The 19,743-nt window shown below is 38.4% G+C and carries 18 protein-coding genes; 5 read left to right on the top strand and 13 right to left on the bottom strand.

Going from position 1 to position 19,743, the window contains the following annotated elements; genetic code table 11:
• Window positions 1-43 precede the first annotated feature (43 nt).
• Window positions 44-1,066 carry a YeiH family protein gene (locus tag NSQ40_RS26105; protein WP_003201850.1) on the bottom strand — a complete coding sequence of 341 codons (1,023 nt, stop codon included), beginning with the start codon at window positions 1,064-1,066 and terminating at the stop codon, window positions 44-46.
• 302 nt (window positions 1,067-1,368) lie between these two features.
• Here NSQ40_RS26105 and NSQ40_RS26110 point away from each other — a divergent pair, with 302 nt between their 5' ends.
• The 4 genes from NSQ40_RS26110 (at window position 1,369) to abc-f (ending at window position 5,141) form a co-directional block, all read left to right on the top strand.
• Window positions 1,369-2,262 (top strand): LysR family transcriptional regulator, encoded by an 894-nt coding sequence (locus NSQ40_RS26110; protein WP_003201848.1) that lies wholly within the window; start codon window positions 1,369-1,371, stop codon window positions 2,260-2,262.
• A 51-nt stretch (window positions 2,263-2,313) separates the two neighbouring features.
• Complete coding sequence (locus NSQ40_RS26115) at window positions 2,314-2,682, top strand: MerR family transcriptional regulator (protein ID WP_003209068.1); 369 nt, start codon at window positions 2,314-2,316, stop codon at window positions 2,680-2,682.
• A 6-nt stretch (window positions 2,683-2,688) separates the two neighbouring features.
• Complete coding sequence (locus tag NSQ40_RS26120; protein ID WP_033796547.1) at window positions 2,689-3,222, top strand: flavodoxin family protein; 534 nt, start codon at window positions 2,689-2,691, stop codon at window positions 3,220-3,222.
• 284 nt (window positions 3,223-3,506) lie between these two features.
• Complete coding sequence (abc-f, locus tag NSQ40_RS26125) at window positions 3,507-5,141, top strand: ribosomal protection-like ABC-F family protein (RefSeq protein WP_003201843.1); 1,635 nt, start codon at window positions 3,507-3,509, stop codon at window positions 5,139-5,141.
• A gap of 158 nt (window positions 5,142-5,299) precedes the next feature.
• Here the strand turns inward: abc-f and NSQ40_RS26130 are convergent, their stop codons facing one another.
• The 5 genes from NSQ40_RS26130 to ftsE form a co-directional block, all read right to left on the bottom strand.
• Complete coding sequence (locus tag NSQ40_RS26130; RefSeq protein WP_003201842.1) at window positions 5,300-5,611, bottom strand: heavy metal-binding domain-containing protein; 312 nt, start codon at window positions 5,609-5,611, stop codon at window positions 5,300-5,302.
• Window positions 5,612-5,701: 90 nt separating this feature from the next.
• Window positions 5,702-6,904, bottom strand: coding sequence for a PDZ domain-containing protein (locus NSQ40_RS26135; RefSeq protein WP_080547262.1), 1,203 nt, complete (start codon window positions 6,902-6,904; stop codon window positions 5,702-5,704).
• Window positions 6,905-7,075: 171 nt separating this feature from the next.
• Window positions 7,076-8,512, bottom strand: a complete 1,437-nt coding sequence (locus NSQ40_RS26140) for a S41 family peptidase (RefSeq protein ID WP_018765116.1) — start codon at window positions 8,510-8,512, stop codon at window positions 7,076-7,078.
• Window positions 8,513-8,630: 118 nt separating this feature from the next.
• A complete protein-coding gene (ftsX, locus tag NSQ40_RS26145; RefSeq protein ID WP_033796545.1) occupies window positions 8,631-9,524 on the bottom strand; it encodes a permease-like cell division protein FtsX in 894 nt (297 codons plus the stop codon).
• Window positions 9,514-10,200: a cell division ATP-binding protein FtsE gene (gene ftsE, locus NSQ40_RS26150; RefSeq protein WP_003209063.1), complete on the bottom strand. Its 687-nt coding sequence runs from the start codon at window positions 10,198-10,200 to the stop codon at window positions 9,514-9,516. Before ftsE ends, ftsX begins: the two co-directional genes overlap by 11 nt.
• Window positions 10,201-10,377: 177 nt before the next feature.
• Between ftsE and NSQ40_RS26155 the strand changes: the two genes are divergently transcribed.
• Complete coding sequence (locus tag NSQ40_RS26155) at window positions 10,378-10,521, top strand: hypothetical protein (RefSeq protein WP_003201830.1); 144 nt, start codon at window positions 10,378-10,380, stop codon at window positions 10,519-10,521.
• 566 nt (window positions 10,522-11,087) lie between these two features.
• Here NSQ40_RS26155 and cccB read toward each other — a convergent pair.
• From cccB to NSQ40_RS26190, 7 genes are all read right to left on the bottom strand, one after another.
• The gene (gene cccB, locus NSQ40_RS26160; protein ID WP_003201828.1) at window positions 11,088-11,411 is read right to left on the bottom strand and encodes a cytochrome c551; all 324 of its coding nucleotides are present in this window, start codon (window positions 11,409-11,411) and stop codon (window positions 11,088-11,090) included.
• Between the two features lie 454 nt (window positions 11,412-11,865).
• Window positions 11,866-12,967 (bottom strand): peptide chain release factor 2 gene (gene prfB / locus NSQ40_RS26165; protein ID WP_097786915.1). Its coding sequence is split into 2 segments (ribosomal slippage): window positions 11,866-12,894 and window positions 12,896-12,967, totalling 1,101 coding nucleotides; the frame shifts between segments, so codons are not numbered across the junction.
• A gap of 288 nt (window positions 12,968-13,255) precedes the next feature.
• Window positions 13,256-15,766: a preprotein translocase subunit SecA gene (gene secA / locus NSQ40_RS26170; RefSeq protein ID WP_003201826.1), complete on the bottom strand. Its 2,511-nt coding sequence runs from the start codon at window positions 15,764-15,766 to the stop codon at window positions 13,256-13,258.
• 413 nt (window positions 15,767-16,179) lie between these two features.
• Entirely contained in the window at window positions 16,180-16,722 is a 543-nt protein-coding gene (gene hpf / locus NSQ40_RS26175; RefSeq protein WP_003201824.1) for a ribosome hibernation-promoting factor, HPF/YfiA family, read from the bottom strand.
• A gap of 646 nt (window positions 16,723-17,368) precedes the next feature.
• Window positions 17,369-17,566, bottom strand: a complete 198-nt coding sequence (cspC, locus tag NSQ40_RS26180; protein ID WP_001162040.1) for a cold shock protein CspC — start codon at window positions 17,564-17,566, stop codon at window positions 17,369-17,371.
• A 126-nt stretch (window positions 17,567-17,692) separates the two neighbouring features.
• Entirely contained in the window at window positions 17,693-18,397 is a 705-nt protein-coding gene (locus tag NSQ40_RS26185) for a ComF family protein (protein ID WP_033796544.1), read from the bottom strand.
• The gene (locus tag NSQ40_RS26190) at window positions 18,397-19,743 is read right to left on the bottom strand and encodes a DEAD/DEAH box helicase (RefSeq protein ID WP_098715658.1); all 1,347 of its coding nucleotides are present in this window, start codon (window positions 19,741-19,743) and stop codon (window positions 18,397-18,399) included. The genes NSQ40_RS26185 and NSQ40_RS26190 overlap by 1 nt, the downstream gene beginning before the upstream one ends.

Here is a 19,743-nt window from a genome sequence, read left to right on the forward strand (position 1 = left end):
AATTCAAAAAAGAGACATATTCACTATGTCTCTTTTTGTTACCTTACATAAAGCCTAACGCATATACGAGAATATACCCAAGAACAGAAAGGCAAACAGATCCTACCAATCCAGCTACAAATGCTCTACTTCCTAATTTACGGAATGTCGTAAATTCTACATTTAAACCAAGTCCCGCCATTGCCATCGCAATGAGCATATAAGCAAGGATTACGATATAGCCTGCTACCACTTCCGGTATAACACCTAATGAATGAAATGCACTCATTGCCAAGAACCCTAAGATAAACCACGGAATCGGAATATCACGCCAAGAGCCTTTTTGCCCATTTCCCTCACTACGCTTAAACCATAAGCCAATTAAAATCGCTACTGGTACAAGCATGGCAACACGCGTTAATTTTACAATAACCGCAATATCAACAGACGCGCTTCCACCTGGCGCCGCAGCAGCGATGACATGTGCAATCTCATGCAGCGTCGCTCCAGAAAATACACCGTAACCATACGGGGATAATCCAAGAACTGGGTATAATAAAGTATAAATCAACGTAAAAATTGTACCTAAAATAGCAATAATCGCTGCACCGACCGCTGTTTCATCGTCCTTCGCTTTCACTTGCGGTGCAATTGCCACGACCGCGGCCGCGCCGCAAATTGCCGTCCCGCATGCTGTTAAAATCCCAAGTGTTTTATCTACTTTAAAAACACGTGTTAATGCGTATACAACAACAAGTGTAAAAGCAATGACAATCGCTGCAATAACTAGCACCTTTGGCCCAGCCTTTGCAATATCAACAAGATTTAATCGCATACCTAGCAAAATAATTCCGAAGCGAAGTAACTTCTTACTCGCAAAATTCGTTCCCGCTATCGCTTCGCTTGGAACACCAATTGTAGCTCTCCAAATCATTCCAATTAGAATAGCGATAACTAATTGGCCCATAATATTTAAAAATGGAAGCTCCGCTAAATATTTCGCGCTAATCGCAATCAACAATGTAATCCCAATCCCCTGCGAAAAACCGAGACGCTTCTTCTTTTGTATAACAAGTGTTTGTTCCACTTTGGATCACTCCAATAATCGTATTAAAACATGCATGTTTCTTATACTTCCATTATAAAAGCATTCCAATAATAAGTTTAATACCAATATTCAATCTCAATCATCAGAAAAACTTATGATAAACTAAAAAAATGGAGGCGGCTCGTTCAAAATCTCAGGGCGTTGGAGCCCCCGACAGAGAGGCACTTTTTGCCTCGTCCGAGGGGACGAAACGACCGGAGATTTTAGCTGCCGGAGCTAGACAATAGAAAAGCCGAAGCTAATCTCTAGATCAATAACAAAAGAGCAAAGGAGCAAACATCATGAACGTCGATATTTTAAAAATATTTGTGACCGTCGTAGAACAAAAGCATTTCTCTCGTGCGGCAGAATTGCTCAATCTCTCTCAGCCTGGCGTCAGCATGCATATTCGCAATTTAGAAAACGAATTTGGCACTACGCTCATTCAGCGTTCTCCAAAACACGTCCAAGTTACGGAAGCTGGCAATATTCTATACATACATGCGAAGCAAATGCTATCTCTTTATGAAGAAGCAAAACAAGAAATTAACGAACTACATAACGTTGTTACAGGTACACTGCGCATAGGGGCAAGTTTTACAATTGGTGAATATTTACTCCCAAAAATATTAGCACGCTACGCCAATGAAAATCCGCGTGTGGAAGTACACACGTTTATCTCCAACACAGAAGAAGTTCTCCAAAGCATTCGTTCCAACCAAATCGATATTGGCTTAGTAGAGGGTCAAGTCGTATACACTGATATAGATGTAGAGACTTTTATGAAAGATGAAATGAAACTAGTCGTTCCACCAAAACATCCTCTTCTGGGTGCACATGCAATTAACGAAGCTTCACTTCAAGATCAAGTATGGATTCTCAGGGAGATGGGATCTGGAACACGCGCCTATAGCGATCGTTTTATCCATCAGCACCATTTAAAAATGAAGCGTTTCTTTACATTTAGCAGCATTCAAAGCGTAAAAGAAGCCGTTGCTGCTGGGCTCGGCATTGCAATCCTTTCTGACTGGACCGTAAGGAAAGAGCTACAAGCAAAAGAACTTTTCCATGTCGAAGTTCCAAACGAAAAACTCATCCGTCCTTTCTCTATCGTTCGTGGCAAATACTTTATTCCTTCCAAAGCCATTCAAGTCTTTTTAGACCACGTTCATTCATTTGCACAAAAACAGAGTTGACCTTCACATTAGTGTGAAGGTTTACAATATATACGAAAGGAGTGAAATGCAGTGCGAATTGGAGAATTATCAAAGCGAACTGGCGTCAGTGAACGTTCATTAAGGCATTATGAAGAAAAAGGGTTGCTTCCTTCGAAACGCCTTACAAATGGCTATCGTGATTTTGAGGCAAGTGCCACCAGAAAAGTTGAACTCATTCAGATGTACTTACAGCTTGGCTTAAATTTAGAAGAAACTGCAAGAATGCTGCGCTGCTTAGAAATTGAACCACAATTATACGAAAATCCATGCAATAGTATTCTTACACTTTACGAAGAAAAGCTGGCTGAGGTAACAAAGCAAATTTCACTGCTCTCCAATATTCAAGCGAATTTACAGAAGCATGTTTCACTCCTAAAAAAAACGAAGAAAAAGGAATGATTGCATATGTTCGTTATACACGGAAGCTCCCGTTCAAATGGAAATACAGAAGCCCTTACACACATGATGATTGATGGTATCGATGCAGAACAAGTTTATTTACGAGATCATACCGTTCATCCTATTACAGACCAACGTCATGAAGCAGAAGGATTTCAACCAGTAGATGATGATTACCAAAACCTAATTGAGCAAATGCTAGAACACGACACAATTATTTTCGCTACACCTCTATATTGGTATGGGATGAGCGGACATATGAAAAACTTTGTTGATCGCTGGTCACAAAGTTTACGTGATAGATCCCTTCATTTTAAAGAAAAGATGAAAGAAAAAAAGATGTACGTTGTCATTGTTGGTGGAGATAATCCAAAGTTAAAAGCATTACCACTTATCGCACAATTTCAATACATCTTTGATTTTACCGGTTCTTCTTTTGAAGGCTACATTATCGGTGATGCTAATGCACCAGATGAAATTTCAAACGATAAAGAAGCATTAGCAAAAGCGAAACTATACAATGAACAATTCCGGAAATAATAACCAGAAACTAGTTTGACAAATCTCTTTGTATACGCATACAATAAAAATAACATTATGAAAGGAAGGTAATCCGGCCAATGAAGTTCTAATTCTCTTATTTATTCATCCATCACGCATAGTGAAACAAAATGATGAAAACTAGAAGAGGATTAGTCTGTCCATTTGTCGATACTTTCTTTTATCGCGATCGTGTAAAAATATGTGCATCGCTTATTTCTGCACACTTTTTTACATCTATGGGTGACGTCTATCCTCTCTAGTGAAACTAGGGAGGTTTTTTTATGACCATTTTATTCGCACGCAATATTGAAAAAAACTTTGGTGACCGCACTATATTTACAGTACAATCGCTTGAAATTCAAGGAAATGACCGCATCGGCATTGTCGGAGTCAATGGAGCCGGAAAATCTACGCTACTACAAATATTAAGCAAAGAAATAGAGCCGGACGAAGGTTCTGTCTCACATTATGGTTCGATCGCCATTATCCCTCAATTTAGCGAGGAAACATTGGAGGATACTTCCACTTTTGCAAAAGGAAAGTGGAACATTTCAAACGTTTCAGATGCAATGAGTGGCGGTGAACGAATGCGCTTAAAGATCGCTCATGCTCTTGAGCAGGAAGCTTCCATCTTATTTGCAGATGAACCGACAAGTCATTTAGATATGTATGGCACAGAGCAATTAGAACAAGCACTCTTATCTTATAAAGGTGCACTCGTTCTAGTTTCTCATGATCGTGCATTTCTAGATACGATTTGTACAAAGATCATTGAAATTGAAGACGGTACAGTTCGTGAATATAAAGGGAACTATTCAAATTATCGGGAACAAAAAGAACGTGAACGCACTGAACAAAGAGCTGAATATGAACAATATGTACAAGAAAAGAAACGATTAGAACAATCTATTTTACACCGAAAACAGCGCGCTTCTAGTATGACAAAGATTCCAACCCGGTATAGTTCTTCTGAGTCTAGGCTTTATAAGTTAGGTGCTGCCCATGGCCAAGAAAACGTTAGTAAAGCAGCAAAAGCATTAGAAACGAGACTTGAAAAACTAGAAAAGAAAGAAAAACCGAAAGAGTTAGCTCAAACTCAGTTTGATGTACAACACCATGCACCGATTCATAGTAAAACAGCTGTACAATTTAATAAAACAACGAAAAGGCTAGGCGACCGTACACTGTTTCAAAATATGAACGGCAGTGTTTCTCCCGGTGCAAAAATTGCTATTTTAGGTGCAAACGGAAGCGGGAAAACAACGTTATTCAAAATGATTCTCTCAAATGAGCGCGGCATTCAGCTTTCAAAAAGCTGTAAAATTGGATACTTTGAACAGACATTATCTATTTTAAAAACAGATAAAACAATTTTAGAGAATGTTTTAGAAGAAACAAATTATACGGAAGCTTTCGTCAGAACAATATTAGCTCGCCTTCTCTTCCGGCGCGAAGATGTGCATAAACCTGTGCATGTATTGAGCGGTGGCGAGCGAACAAAGGTAGCACTAGCGAAAGTGTTTTTAGGAAACTATAACATGCTTCTGCTCGATGAACCAACGAACTATTTAGATTTAACAACTCAGGAAGAACTAGAAAACATGTTGCAAGAATATCCTGGCACCGTCCTTTTCATTAGCCATGACCGTACATTTATTCGTTCGGTTGCAGATTATATCTTACACATAGATGAGACTGAACCACGACTCTTCCACGGAAATTATGATCAATATATGAATCGAACAGAACAAACTTCTGTAAACACTACCGAGCAAGAACTGTTACGATTGCAAACAAAATTAACAGAAATCATCAGCCGGATTTCGATGCCTGATCGACAGGATGATGTTACAATTCTTGAACAAGAATATGAGCAGTTATTGGAGAAAATCAGGAATTGTAAGGAAGCACTCTAATGTCTTCCCTATATCTCGACGAGGCCGCTGCCATTTCCCAAGAAATATCGATGATTCGACATGCTAGGATGCTGCAAATATATCGGCACTTCGACAATATACGACATAAGCAAGCATACAAAAAGCCGTGCATTAAGCACGGCTTCTTTCTTTATATTCTACACACGGACAGCTGTTCCACTTACCGCAACCATTAACATCCCTTCGCGAACTACCTCATAGTCTACGTCAATGCCAACAATCGCGTTTGCACCTTTTTGCTTCGCAAGAGATTTCATCTCTTCCATCGCAATATCACGTGCTTCTTTTAATTTACTTTCATATGCACCAGAACGGCCACCGACAATGTCACGAACAGAAGCAAATAAGTCGCGGACGATATTTGCACCCATAATTGCTTCACCGTTTACGATATCAATGTACTCGATAATTTCTTTCCCTTGAATAACAGAAGTTGTTGTTACGATCATTTTTTACAGCCTCCTATATATGTATCTTTTTCTTACCTACCTATATGGTACGCTAATTCTGTTAAAATTACATATACAAGGTCTTTTAAATTACACTGCTTCCGTATCCCACTTATGATTCTGTTCTACAAACACAATTCCCAATTCATGATGTCCATCTGCATATAGTGCCGTTTGAGCAAGGCGGAGCTCGCCTTTTGTATCAAGTACTTCTAACTTACAAAATGCCCCTGTCGTCTTGGACTGAAGCGCATCATAAAACTCTTCTGCACTTTTAGGAATTACACCGTTTACTTTCGTAATAACCTCTCCGGGCTTCAGATTCATTTCTACACCGACTGTATTCGGAATTATACCTAATACAACTAATCCATCGTCGCGCGCTGCAAAATATGCTGGGCACGTTTCATCAGCTATACGTTCCCGCATCGCAATAGTAAAGCGACCAAGCATCGCGACTCCCATCGCAAGAATAGCTACAACAGGCCACCAATAACTGACCACTCCTAAAACAAGAACAAGGGTCGCTAAACCAAATATACGTCTTCCTGTAAATAATAATGCTTCTGTCGGTTCCTCACTTCTAATTGTTCGCATAAAGCCAATTAAAAGCGGTACAAGGAATAAGGAATACGTTTGTGAACCAACAGAAATGACCGGCCACCACGAAACAAATTGTGTAACAGCATCTCCCGGCACAAGAATAAAAATCGGAACGAGCCATAAACGCTTTGATTCATGTAGTCCAATATTTAAACCGCGCTTTCCTTTACGCATTTTAGGCGTTGAATGCCGCACCGCATTTTTCGAAATTAATAATCCTTCTACTACTAACATCAAGCCAAGTAAAATGGCAAGTGATGCAATGGTACTCTCTTCTCCTTCTCCAAGCTGTAAGAAAGAGATTGGAAGTTTAGAAGATAATAAAGCTGCTACAATCGCCACGCCAAATGTGTAAGCAGAAGATAAATATCTATATTGAGCAGCTAGTCCAAATACTAGTGTCCAAATTAAAATCATCCATATACTTGCTTGCGACATAACTAGTCCGGCTCCAACTGTTATGATGGATACAACGAATCCATATCCAACTCCTGAAAATAAGGATGTTCGTAGTTCAAACCAAATATCATATACTTTAAAAGAAAAATCTTTTCGTTCTCGTAATATACGTAAGTATCCAACAAAAATGCTACTTATCAAAAATACATAGACAGCAGGGTGTAAGAAAAAACGCCCAACTGCTCGCATTATCTCAAAAGACCACGCCTCCACGAATCGCTTCACCACCATTTATTCTTTCTTTTTATCTTATCATAAAGTGAAACTTTAATCAGTGGAGTTTTCTCCATCCCCCATCTACCTTCTTTTCTTTTTCTAAATTTTGAGATAGAAGTGTTACCGTTCATAAGTAGCGGGATAAACACACAAAAAAATACAGGCAATAATATGCCTGTATTTTCCTTATTTCGCCATTAATTTTAATGCTGCCTGCAATTGCAGATCATTTTCACCAGAACGAATCTTTTCAATGATTTTATTTTGAATCGCTTCAGCTGTCTTCTTATCAAGCTGACCTGTCATTTCCATTTCATTTGCATTTTGGAATGCTTTTAAAGCCGACTCTGTTTCCTTACTAAAGTATCCATCCTCACGTCCAGGCACATATCCTAAACTTTTCAACATTTCTTGCGCATGCTTCACTTGTACATCATTTGAATTATAAGAAAGTGTTTTCTCAATTTGAATTGGCGTTGCATGATAATAATCTGGCTGTTTCACTTCCACCGTTGGGGCAATTCCTTTCTTATGAATCCAATTGCCATCTGGTGTAAGCCATTTAAACATTGTCAGTTTAATATTGCTGCCATCTTTAAACGGAACAGCTTGCTGAACAGTACCTTTTCCAAATGTTTTTTCACCAACTAAATCATATCCTTCGCCTTCTTTTAATGCACCTGCTAAAATTTCTGAAGCCGATGCACTTCCTTTATCAATTAATACTGAAATCGGATATGATTTTCTCTCTTTTAATGCAGTTGAGAATTTCTTTTTCTCACCATTTCTTTGTTCAACTTGCATCATTGGCTTTTTGTCCGTCATAATTAATCCTAAAATATCTTGTACGCTATTTAAGTAACCTCCTGGATTACCACGTACATCAATGACAAGGCCTTTTATATCTTTCTTTTCAAGTTCTTTTAATTGATCTTTAAATTCTTTCGCTGTATTTTCAGAGAAAGATGTAATTTGGATATAACCAATATTTTTCTCCTTCTCTTTCTTTACAGAACTAAACACAGTAAAAATCGGAATTTTTTCACGTTTAATTTTAAATTCTAGTGGATCTGCTACTCCTGAACGCTTTATCTCAAGCGTAACGTCCGTTCCTTGTTTACCACGAATCTTTAAGACCGCTTCTTCACGTGATAAATCTTTTACACTGTTTCCATTTACTGATAAAATTTGATCATTTGGCTTAATGCCTGCTTTTTCTGCTGGTGACCCTTTAATCGGAGAGACAATGATCAGTTTTCCATCCGTTTTGTTCACCTCAGCACCAATACCTTCAAGCTCCGGATCAAGCGACTCTGTAAATTGCTTCGCTGTTTCCTTATCCATATACGTGGAATAAGGGTCCTTCAGCGTCGACAACATACCCTGTATCGCACCCTCAACAAGCTTTTCATCCTTCACGTCTTCCACATAACGCGAATCAATCAGTGCATACGCCTCATTAATTTTAGCTAAATCCCCTTGTTTCGTGCCGGCACTATCGCCTGTAATTGTTTGCGCCATATATGATGGATTGATTCCAAACATATACATACCTGCAAACATTCCGCCAGCACCAATTAAAAATGCAACAATCATTCCAATAATCGCAACTCTACGTTTCAATGCGGAATTCCCCTTTCCAGAACACACAGGTGGTGTAGCAAAAGGCATCACACATTGTGTGATGCCTTTACCTATTTCTACTATATGATAAGCTTGTACGAATTATGTTTGCAACTTTTTATACTTTTAAGAAGCGACGAATTGACATTACGCTTCCCCACATACCGATTAATGCACCAATTAACATTAATAAACCGGAAAGTTGGAATACAAACGGACTATATGGAAGAAGTTCGAAAATCGTTCCTCCAAGCTTCTGGTTAAACATACCTTGAAGCGAATTATAAGTAGATAAAATTACAACAATTGGGAGAATTGAACCAAGTACACCTAAGAATAAACCTTCTAATAAGAACGGCCAACGGATAAACCAGTTTGTCGCACCTACAAGTTTCATAATTTCAATCTCCGTGCTTCGTGCATAAATTGTAATTTTGATTGTATTAGAGATTAAGAACATTGCTGTGAATAATAGACCAGCAATTAACAAAATCCCAATATTACGGCCTGTGTTCACTGTATCAAATAATTTTTCAACTTGGCCTTTACCATATTGAACTGTACTTACAAACTGCATTTTTTCAACTTTTTTCGCAATTGTAGCTGTATCTGTTGGTTCTTTCGCCTTTACAATAAATACGTTTTTAAGTGGATTATCTTGCTCAAATAACTCAAACGTTTTTCCGCTGTCACCTAAGCTTTTAATCAAACGTTTTAACTCTTCTTCTTTAGAAGAATATTTAACAGAATCTACTTTTGCAATTTTGCTAAGATCTTTTTCCAATTTCTTTTGATCCGCTTCTTTCGCCGCTGGATCAATGTGTACACGAATTTCTACATCTTGCTCCACTTTCGTTGCAAAGTGGTTCATATTCATAATCGCTGTTAAAAAGACACCTACAAGTAATAATGTAACTGTTACTGCACTTACAGAAGCAAACGTCATCCATCCGTTACGGGATAGATTTTTTACACCTTCTCGTAAATGCCGACTAAGGGTTTTAGTCTTCATATCCGTATCCTCCCTCAATCTCATCTCGAACAATTTTTCCGCCTTCAATCGCAATTACGCGATGACGAATTGTATTTACAATATCTGCGTTATGTGTTGCCATAACAATTGTTGTACCGCGCTCATTAATACGTTTAAAGATACTCATAATATCAAGTGCTGTATCAATATCTAAGTTTCCTGTCGGCTCATCGGCAATCACAACTTTTGGCTTATTTACAATCGCCCTTGCAATCGCCACACGCTGTTGTTCTCCACCTGAAAGTTCAGTTGGAAGTGCGTCCGCACGATCTTCAAGGCTTACAAGACCCAGTACTTCAGTAACACGCTCACGAATTGCATCAGGCTCTTCTTCAATTACTTCTAAAGCAAACGCTACATTCTCATATACCGTTAATTTAGGTAGCAATTTAAAGTCTTGGAAAATTACGCCTAGCTGACGGCGAAAATATGGTACATCTCGCTCTGCTAACGTTTCAATTACAAGTCCATTCACATTGATAGATCCTGTTGTTGGTTTTTCTTCACGATACATCATCTTAATAAATGTAGATTTTCCGGCTCCACTCGGTCCAACTACGTATACAAATTCACCCTGCTTAATGCTAACTGTGAGTCCATCGATGGCTTTCATACCATTTGGATACTCCTTATAAACATTCGTCATTTTTATCATTATTTATCACCCAATACTTAATGATTTTTTTCGACATACTTTTTCTGTCTATCTGAACATGCAAGCAAAAGCTCCCACTCTTACTTACACTCTGCTGTACTACAAACCTATTAAAGTATTTCTGTTGTTTCAAATAACAGTAACAGCAGTTTCAGTCTATCACTGTTGCTTATGTACATGTTTCAGCAAAATTCTACAAACTACATTGTAACATCATTCGGTTTCCAATTCGGATACAGTTTTGTTACAGTTATGTTACAGCGCAAAAAGAAACAAGAAAAAGCAGTTATTCAAAGCTTCCTTTCCTCGATAAAAGGTTAATTCCTAACTATATAAGTACAAATTGAAAAAACAAACATAAACCCTTTCTTTTTTAGATGGGAGAGATCATCCGGCCATGCATAGAAGCGGTCAGATCCTTTTCCTACCCCATGCCAAGTTAAAACAAAGAGAGAAAACGAGTATAGGTCACCTTTTGTTCTTCATAGCAGCAGTTTATCTATTTTAAAATCAAAATAGATACATATATATCATAAACAAGTCTATATCATTTTATGAAGCATCTTATAAGTCTAGCCTTTTATAAAATAGCCCCAAAAACTGACTGTTTAGCCCCTCATGTCTAAGAACCTTCCACACAAAAAAGCCCCTTAGCCAACACTGCTAAACAGTCAGCTCCACTTTTTTTACGTTCTAGCTTTAGCGGCTAGAATGCTCAGTGGCTTTGCTTCTTCCTTCTATTCTAAACAAGCCACTTCCGCTTTTCTTTTGTCTAGCTGCAGTGGCTAAAATCTCCGGCCGTTTCACTCCCTCGGACGAGACAAAAAATGCCTCTCTGTCGGGGGTTCCAACGTCCTACGATTTTAAACAAGCCACTTCCGCTTTTCTTACTTATGTTCTGCTAACCACTCTGATACTTTTTTTGCATCCTCACCTTGAATAAGTTCCGCTGGCATTGAACCGCGGCCTTTTTTGATAATATTTTCAATCTCCGCCGCGTCGTATTTACCGCCTACTTTTCGTAAATCAGGTCCAGTTGCACCAGATAAGTCGCTAGCATGACAACCTGCACAACTTTTTTTGAAAATTTGCTCTGCACTATCTGTACTTGCAGATTGATTAGAAGATTTATTTTCTTCTTTCTTTCCACATGCTCCTATAGTAAAAGCTAATGATGTTCCTAATGCAATAGCCAACAATTTCTTTTTCACTTATATCGCTCCCCATTGTTGATATCCTTCTTATTATTGATATAGCCATACTTTCACATAGCTCTCACTTGCCATTATAATAATTATCCCCTTATAGAAAAACCAACCTCCATAGGATATTTTTTACAAAAGGGATGAGAACCCTACTCATATAAAGCTTTCACCAATTGTTTCAATTCTGTGAACAAATGTAAATTACTATAAAGATACTGTTTTTACAAAACAGAAAAGGAAAAATTCTATACGGCTTCCTTATCATTTATAGCTTGCTTCTTAATATTTTTTACTTTTTACAAAACAATATACGACCTTGTATCATAAAACCAAGCTCATCAAAAAGAGAAGTTGTCACCCAACTCCTCTTCCTCCTTCTCTCATCAATACAGACAAGATGTACCTCATTATTCCCCTCTATCTCCTCAACGATAGGCCAACAGTCCGTTGGCTTTTTTTCTTAAGAAATACGAGAGCGTAAATATGCATCAATAAACGGATCAATTTCTCCATCCATAACCGCTTGTACATTACCAACTTCCGTATTTGTACGGTGGTCTTTCACTAGAGAGTATGGGTGGAATACGTAAGAACGAATTTGGCTACCCCAGCCAATTTCTTTTTGTTCACCACGAATTTCATTTAACTGCGCTTGCTGTTCTTCTAATTTCTTTTGATATAATTTCGCCTTTAACATTTTCATCGCATGTTCACGGTTTTTAATTTGCGAACGCTCGGATTGACATGTTACAACCGTATTCGTTGGCGTATGTGTAATACGAACCGCTGAATCCGTCGTATTAACGTGCTGTCCACCCGCACCACTTGCACGGTACGTATCTATTTTTAAATCTTCCGTACGCACTTCAATCTCGATATCATCATTAAATTCAGGTACAACTTCACAAGATACGAACGATGTATGACGACGGCCTGAAGAGTCAAACGGTGAAATACGTACAAGACGATGTACACCTTTCTCTGCTTTCAAGTAACCGTAAGCGTTATGACCTTTAATTAACAATGTTACGCTTTTGATTCCTGCTTCATCGCCTGGTAAATAATCGACTGTATCTACTTTAAACCCGCGTTTTTCAGCCCAGCGTGTATACATACGTAATAGCATAGAACCCCAGTCTTGTGATTCTGTTCCACCAGCACCTGGATGTAGTTCTAAAATCGCATTATTTTTATCATAAGGATCGCTTAATAATAGCTGAAGCTCGTACTCATTCATTTCTCGAACTAAAGATTTTACTTCAGATTCTAATTCCTCATGTAAATCTTCATCATATTCTTCTTTTAAAAGTTCATGCGTCACTTCTAAATTTTCGAATGTTTCATCTAACTGACGAAACTTCCCAACCATTTCTTTTAACGCATTCGCTTCATTAATTACAGTTTGTGCGCCTTGTTGATCATCCCAAAAGCCTGCACCCATCATTGTTTCTTCTAATTCTGCAATGCGTTTTTCCTTTGTAGGAAGGTCAAAGAGACCCCCTAAAAGCCGCTAATCTCTTAGCCATTTTCTCTAATTCTTGCCTAATTTCTACTAATTCCATGCTCTTCACCTCTATGTAATTGCTATCGCTTTTATATAAAACAAGGGAAACTCCCTCCGCTTATTACAGAGAGAGTTTGTCCCTTTTTATTATATGGATATTTTTAAAACTTTTCCATTTTGAAAATAAAATTTCGTGTAAGATCGATTTGGAGCGCCTGATATTCTGAACGAGCCGCTTCCGCTTTTCTTTTGATCCAGTTCTGCCTCCTAGCCCCTCATGTCTAAGAACCTTCCGCACAAGAAAGAACCCTAGCCAACGGGGCTGAACAGTCGGCGCCACTTTTCCTTATTTCCCAATACCACAGCAGTTTTTATATTTCTTACCACTGCCACATTTGCATAGGTTGTTACGTCCTACTTGTTCACCTTTTACGACTGGTTTCTTTTTCACTTCTTCACCGTCATCTTTCGGATGAACTGCTTCACCTTGAGCTACTTCTTGGCGCTCTAAGTTTTGTTCGATTTCTGCTTTCATAATGTAACGAGAAACCTCTTCTTCAATGGAAGCAATCATGGATTCAAACATTGCGAATCCTTCCATTTGGTATTCACGAAGCGGGTCAATTTGACCGTAAGCACGTAAATGAATACCTTCACGAAGATGATCCATCGCATCGATATGATCCATCCATTTCGTATCTACAACGCGGAATACAACAACCTTTTCAAATTCACGCATTTGTTCTTCTGGTAGAAGTTTTTCTTTTTCATCATAACGCTCTATTAATTTTGCAATGATTAGCTCGCTCATTTCTTCTGGTGCAAGGCGACGTAATTCTTCTTCCTTAACATCACCTTCCTCAAGAAGGTTTGTATTTAAGTAGTCAATCAGACCTTTAATGTTCCAATCCTCTTCAATTTCCTCTTGCGTATGAAGGGCAACAGCACGTTCTACAGTAGATTTCATCATACCTTCGATAATGCCTCGTAAGTTTTCAGATTCCATTACTTCTTGACGTTGTTTATAAATTACTTCACGTTGTTGGCGAAGTACATCGTCATACTGCAAGAGCTGTTTACGTGCATCGTAGTTGTTTCCTTCTACACGTTTTTGCGCAGATTCTACAGCACGAGATACCATTTTACTTTCGATTGGTTGTGAATCATCCATACCAAGGCGATCCATCATCGCTTTCATATTATCTGCACCGAAGCGGCGCATTAATTCATCTTCCATTGATAAGTAGAACTGCGTCACACCAGGGTCTCCTTGACGACCAGAACGACCACGTAACTGATTATCAATACGACGACTTTCATGACGTTCTGTACCGATAACCGCTAGGCCACCAGCTTCTTTTACACCTTCGCCTAGTTTAATATCCGTACCACGACCAGCCATGTTTGTCGCAATCGTTACAGAGCCTTTAAATCCTGCTTCTGTAATAATATCCGCTTCACGCGCATGGTTTTTCGCATTCAAGACGTTATGACGTACACCTTTACGTGTTAACATGTTTGAAATAAGTTCAGATGTTTCAATTGCAACTGTACCAACAAGAACTGGTTGCCCTTGCTTATGGCGTTTTACAATATCCTCAACAACCGCATTGAATTTTCCTTCCATCGTTTTGAAAATTAAATCGGCACGGTCATCACGAACAACTGGTCTGTTTGTTGGTATCACGATAACATTCATATTATAAATGTTACGGAATTCCTCTTCTTCCGTTTTCGCTGTACCAGTCATACCTGATAACTTTTCGTACATACGGAAGTAGTTTTGGAATGTAATGGTTGCTAATGTCATACTTTCATTTTGAATTTCTACGCCTTCTTTTGCTTCAATCGCTTGGTGTAAACCTTCACTATAGCGGCGGCCTTTCATAAGACGACCAGTGAATTGGTCTACAATTACAATTTCGCCTTCTTGTACAACATAATCTGTATCGCGGTGCATTACAACGTGTGCACGAAGCGCCTGATTAATATGATGAAGAAGTGCAACGTGTTTTAAATCAAATAAGTTTTCAATATGGAAAGCTTTCTCTGCTCTCGTAATCCCGTCTTCTGTTAACATGACATTTTTCGTTTTCACGTCAAATGAGTAATCTTTTTCATTTTCTAACGTACGAATAAATGCATTTGCAAAGATATATAGTTCTGTTGATTTTTGTGCTTGTCCAGAAATGATAAGCGGCGTACGCGCTTCATCAACTAAAATGGAATCGACTTCATCAATGATTGCGAAATGAAGTGGACGCTGAACACGTTGCTCTTTATATAGCACCATGTTATCACGCAAATAGTCAAAACCAAGCTCGTTGTTTGTACTATATGTGATATCAGCAGCGTAAGCAGCTTGCTTTTCTTCACGTGACATGCTATTCAAGTTAATTCCTACTGTTAAGCCAAGGAACTCATGTAGTTGTCCCATTTCCCCTGCGTCACGCTGCGCTAAATATTCATTGACTGTAACAACATGAACACCTTTACCTGTTAAAGCATTCAAATAAACCGGTAAAGTAGAAGTTAATGTTTTACCTTCCCCTGTTTTCATCTCAGAGATATTCCCTTCATGTAAGGCAATACCACCCATTAATTGCACAGGATAGGGGCGCATACCAAGAACGCGTGTCGCTGCTTCACGAACAACCGCAAAAGCTTCTGGTAATAAATCGTCTACTGTCTCGCCTTTCGTAAGACGCTCTTTAAATTCAATTGTTTTCCCTTTTAATTGTTCGTCAGTTAACGATTGAATCGATGATTCAAACCCTTCTATTTGATCCACAGATTTCTGCATACGTTTAATTTGGCGCTGGTTTACATCAAACACCTTTTTTAAAATACCGATCATAGGAAATACGCTCCTCTTTTATTAAAATAAAACTTCCGATCGTGCTCTATATTTCTGCTCACTAATCAGTCGTTATAAAACGCAAATTTATTTTCTAGCATTTTCTCTCCTAATTAAAAAAACAAAAAAAGTATAAACCTAATGATAATTGTAACACTTGTTTTATAGCTATGACAACAACTGGCCAAACGCATAGCCTAAATTAGCTGAAATTTTGATTAATAGGCGTTTTATAGCGATTTCATCCTTTACTAAACTTCTTTGTTTCCTGTCCCATTCTGAGACAGCGGTATGTCTTCCCAAAAATAACAGAGTGAAAACTCAAAGACTTTCATATGTTTCATCGGTCTACACGTAAAACATTTTATAAACAATAAAAAAACGCAGCCTTTTACAGCTGCGTTCTTTACTTATTATTTTGTTTCAATTAATCCATATTTTCCATCTTTGCGGCCATAGACAACATTAGTTTCATTTGTATCCGCATTTGTGAAGACGAAGAAGTTATGACCTAACATATCCATTTGTAAAATGGCTTCTTCAACATCCATTGGTTTTAAATCAAATCGTTTTGTACGTACAAGCTCTAATTCATCCTCTTTCACTTCCTCCAACGTTGCCGCTGGCTCTGTAAGGATAAATGCAGTTTTCGGAGAGCCTTTTTCACGTAATTTACGATTTACTTTTGTTTTATGTTTACGAATTTGTCGCTCAACTTTATCAACCACTAAATCAATTGCAGCGTACATATCGCTATGAGTTTCTTCTGCACGAAGTAATAAATCTGTAAATGGGATTGTTACCTCGACACGTTGCTTGTCAGAGTATACTTTTAAATTAACTTTAACCTCTGGGAATGTATCAAAATAACGCTCTAATTTGCTAAGTTTTTTCTCTACATATTCCTTTAATGCTGGAGTTACTTCAATATTTTCACCACGAATGTTGAATTTCATAGATGAATTCCTCCTTTCAAGCCTATGTATACAATTTCGACAATGGCTTAAAAAATCCTGCTAACTTTTTTGAAAAAGTTAGGGAAATTGAAATTTTTTATCGTTTTTTGTTGAAAAGAAAAGATGCATCGTTTCTATTTACATTTTACCCTATTAACATCGTAAATAACGAATATAAGTATGGACAATTCGTTACAGAAAAGAAACAACTTTTTGACAACATTTTTATCATTTGAATGGAAAGACCGGCCGAAAACACAACCATCTCTTTTAGGTGGGGGGGAGCATCCGCCCATGGCTAGTAGCGGGCAGAGCCTTTTTTGGCCCCATGCCATGGAAAAACAAAAGGAGATAATGAGCGGAAGTCTCTGTTTGTCTTTTATAACCGTAATTTATGTGCCGTGAAATCAAATTAAAGTTATAAATTGAAAGAACCATATACAACCATTTCTTTTTGGTGAGAACGAGCGTCTTTGCATAAGAGCGGACAGGACTTCCCCCCATGCCACGCAAAAAAAACAGAAGGGGACAAGTCTCCTTCTGTTCTTCATAGCCGCAATTTATATTTTGGAAGATCAAATTGAATATATATAAACCGTTGCCACAACCCCAGCTCTATGTTTCTCACAAAACCCTTCGTTCGAAATTATAATTTCACAACATTCGCTGCTTGTGGTCCACGCGCACCATCTACAATGTCAAATTCTACTTTTTGTCCCTCTTCTAACGACTTATACCCATCCTGTTGAATTGCAGAAAAATGAACAAAAACATCATCACCGTCTTCACGCTCGATAAACCCAAATCCTTTTTCTGCATTAAACCATTTTACTCTTCCTTGCATGTTCGTTCCATTCCCTTCACTCTAAAAATAAGGGTATTTACCCCATAATTTGACTATAACGAATGACAACATATCAAGTCAAAGAAGTCTTGTCGTCTTTTTATTGTATCTTTCGACATACATATATTACCCGCGGCAAAGAGTAAGGCTAGAAATTTTTTGAGCACCTGCATCATACAGGCACTTTGCAACTTGCCTAACCGTAATTCCTGTCGTATACACATCATCAATGAGTAAAAGATGCTGCCCAATAAACATTTCTTCTTTGTGAAAATAAAAGGGATTCGCTACTGAAAGCCTCTCTATACGTTTCTTTTTACTTTGCTTTTCCGTCTCTTTTCTACTTAAAGATGTTTGTAGAAAACTAAGTGGTAAACAAGATGCTAACAATTCCGCTTGATTAAAACCACGCTCGTATTCTCGCTCCTTACTAAGCGGAATCGGAATCATCGCATGACAGTCTGAAAAATACTTACGAAATGTAGCTACAAAGTGCGCATGAAAAATACGAACAAGCTCAGCATCCCCACGAAATTTAAACTGAGCTAATACTTCCTTCATCCAATCATTATAGACGTACACAGATCGATTTTTTATAGGTAGAAACTTTCTCTCTTCCTGCCATCTTACGCAATCCTTGCAAAGGTTACCTTCTCTATACTCCTCTGACAGAGACTCAAATGGTCTGCCGCAGTCATCACAAATTTCTCCTATAATATAGGAAAGTTTCCGTTCACATCGCTCACATATACACCGCCTGTCAGACTGAATAAAAAAAGAATACCAGCTAACGCTTTCTGAAATAAAATCATGACAAAGTAGACAATGCATTAATGTATCAACCCTTCTTGCTTTGCCTTTTTATTCATAAATTGAATATGTTTTTTTGCGCGTATCATTGCTTCTGTTTTTCCATAATGAAAATAAAGAATATCACCATCTGGCCTGCGATGACTTCTGCCGGCCCTGCCAGCAATTTGTACAAGTGCACTTTCCGAAAAAATGACTTCTTCCGCCCCTAACACAGCTACTTGTAAATTCTCTACCGTCACGCCGCGTTCCAAAATCGTCGTCGTTACTAATAATGGGATATTTCCTTTTCGGAACGAAGCTACCTTTTCTTTTCGCTTTGGATCCTCAGCATGAACACCTTCAATGCGATCATCTAATTTTTTTAATAATACACTTACTTCATCAATATAACGTACGTAAGGAACAAATAGAAAAACAGGAGATTGTTTAAGGAGATGATACTTTAGCCATTCAAAAACAACATGTGGGATTTCTTTTCGTTTTAGCGCCTTTTTCCAATTACCGCACCACCGGAACCTTGGGACTGGCAAAGGCTGACGATGATAACGCCCCGGAATGATTACACCTTTTTGTTTACCACTCCATAGCTTACGTTTCCATGTTTCTTCCGGGGTTGCAGTTAAATAAATTTGCGCAGCTCGCTCTTTACTCGCTTGCTCTACTGCATGATGAAGCATCTTGTCCATCGCATATGGAAAAGCATCAATTTCATCCACAATCATAACATCAAATGCTCTATAATAACGAAGCAACTGGTGCGTTGTAGAAACGATGAGTCTCGCTTCCTTTTCACGGTCCAAACTACCACCATATAACGCAGCAATCGGTACATCTGGAAAAACAGTTTGTAAACGGGGTGCGAGCTCTAACACCACATCAGTCCGTGGTGTTGCAATACAAACCCGCTCGCCTTTTCGTAAAGCTTCATCTATACCATAAAAAAGCATCTCTGTCTTACCAGCTCCACATACTGCCCATATAAAAAAAGATTCTTTTCGGCGGACAGCTTCCGTTACGCCGCGCGCTGCTATTTCTTGTCCAGGTGATAGCTGTCCCTCCCACTGCAAAGGTTGTGACAAGGACTCGCTTTCTATATCACGAGTACCGCGAACAATTACTGTACATTCTCCCACTCGCCCCATCGTGATGCACTTTCGGCAATACGTGCACATTTGATTACACCTTTTACATAAAAACGAAGCAAATAACCGTTGCTCGCTATTTCCGCAGCGCTGACATACATAATGTGACGATTTCTTTATGACACCTCTTTCCAAAGAAATATCTCCTTGTCTTTCCAAACGCTCTAGTTCATCTTTCGAAAACGAAAGTTCTTCTCGTAGCATTTGTCTTCCTACTAGCAT

Origin of the sequence: Bacillus sp. FSL K6-6038 (assembly GCF_038050455.1) — a bacterium.
GTDB lineage: Bacteria > Bacillota > Bacilli > Bacillales > Bacillaceae_G > Bacillus_A > Bacillus_A pseudomycoides.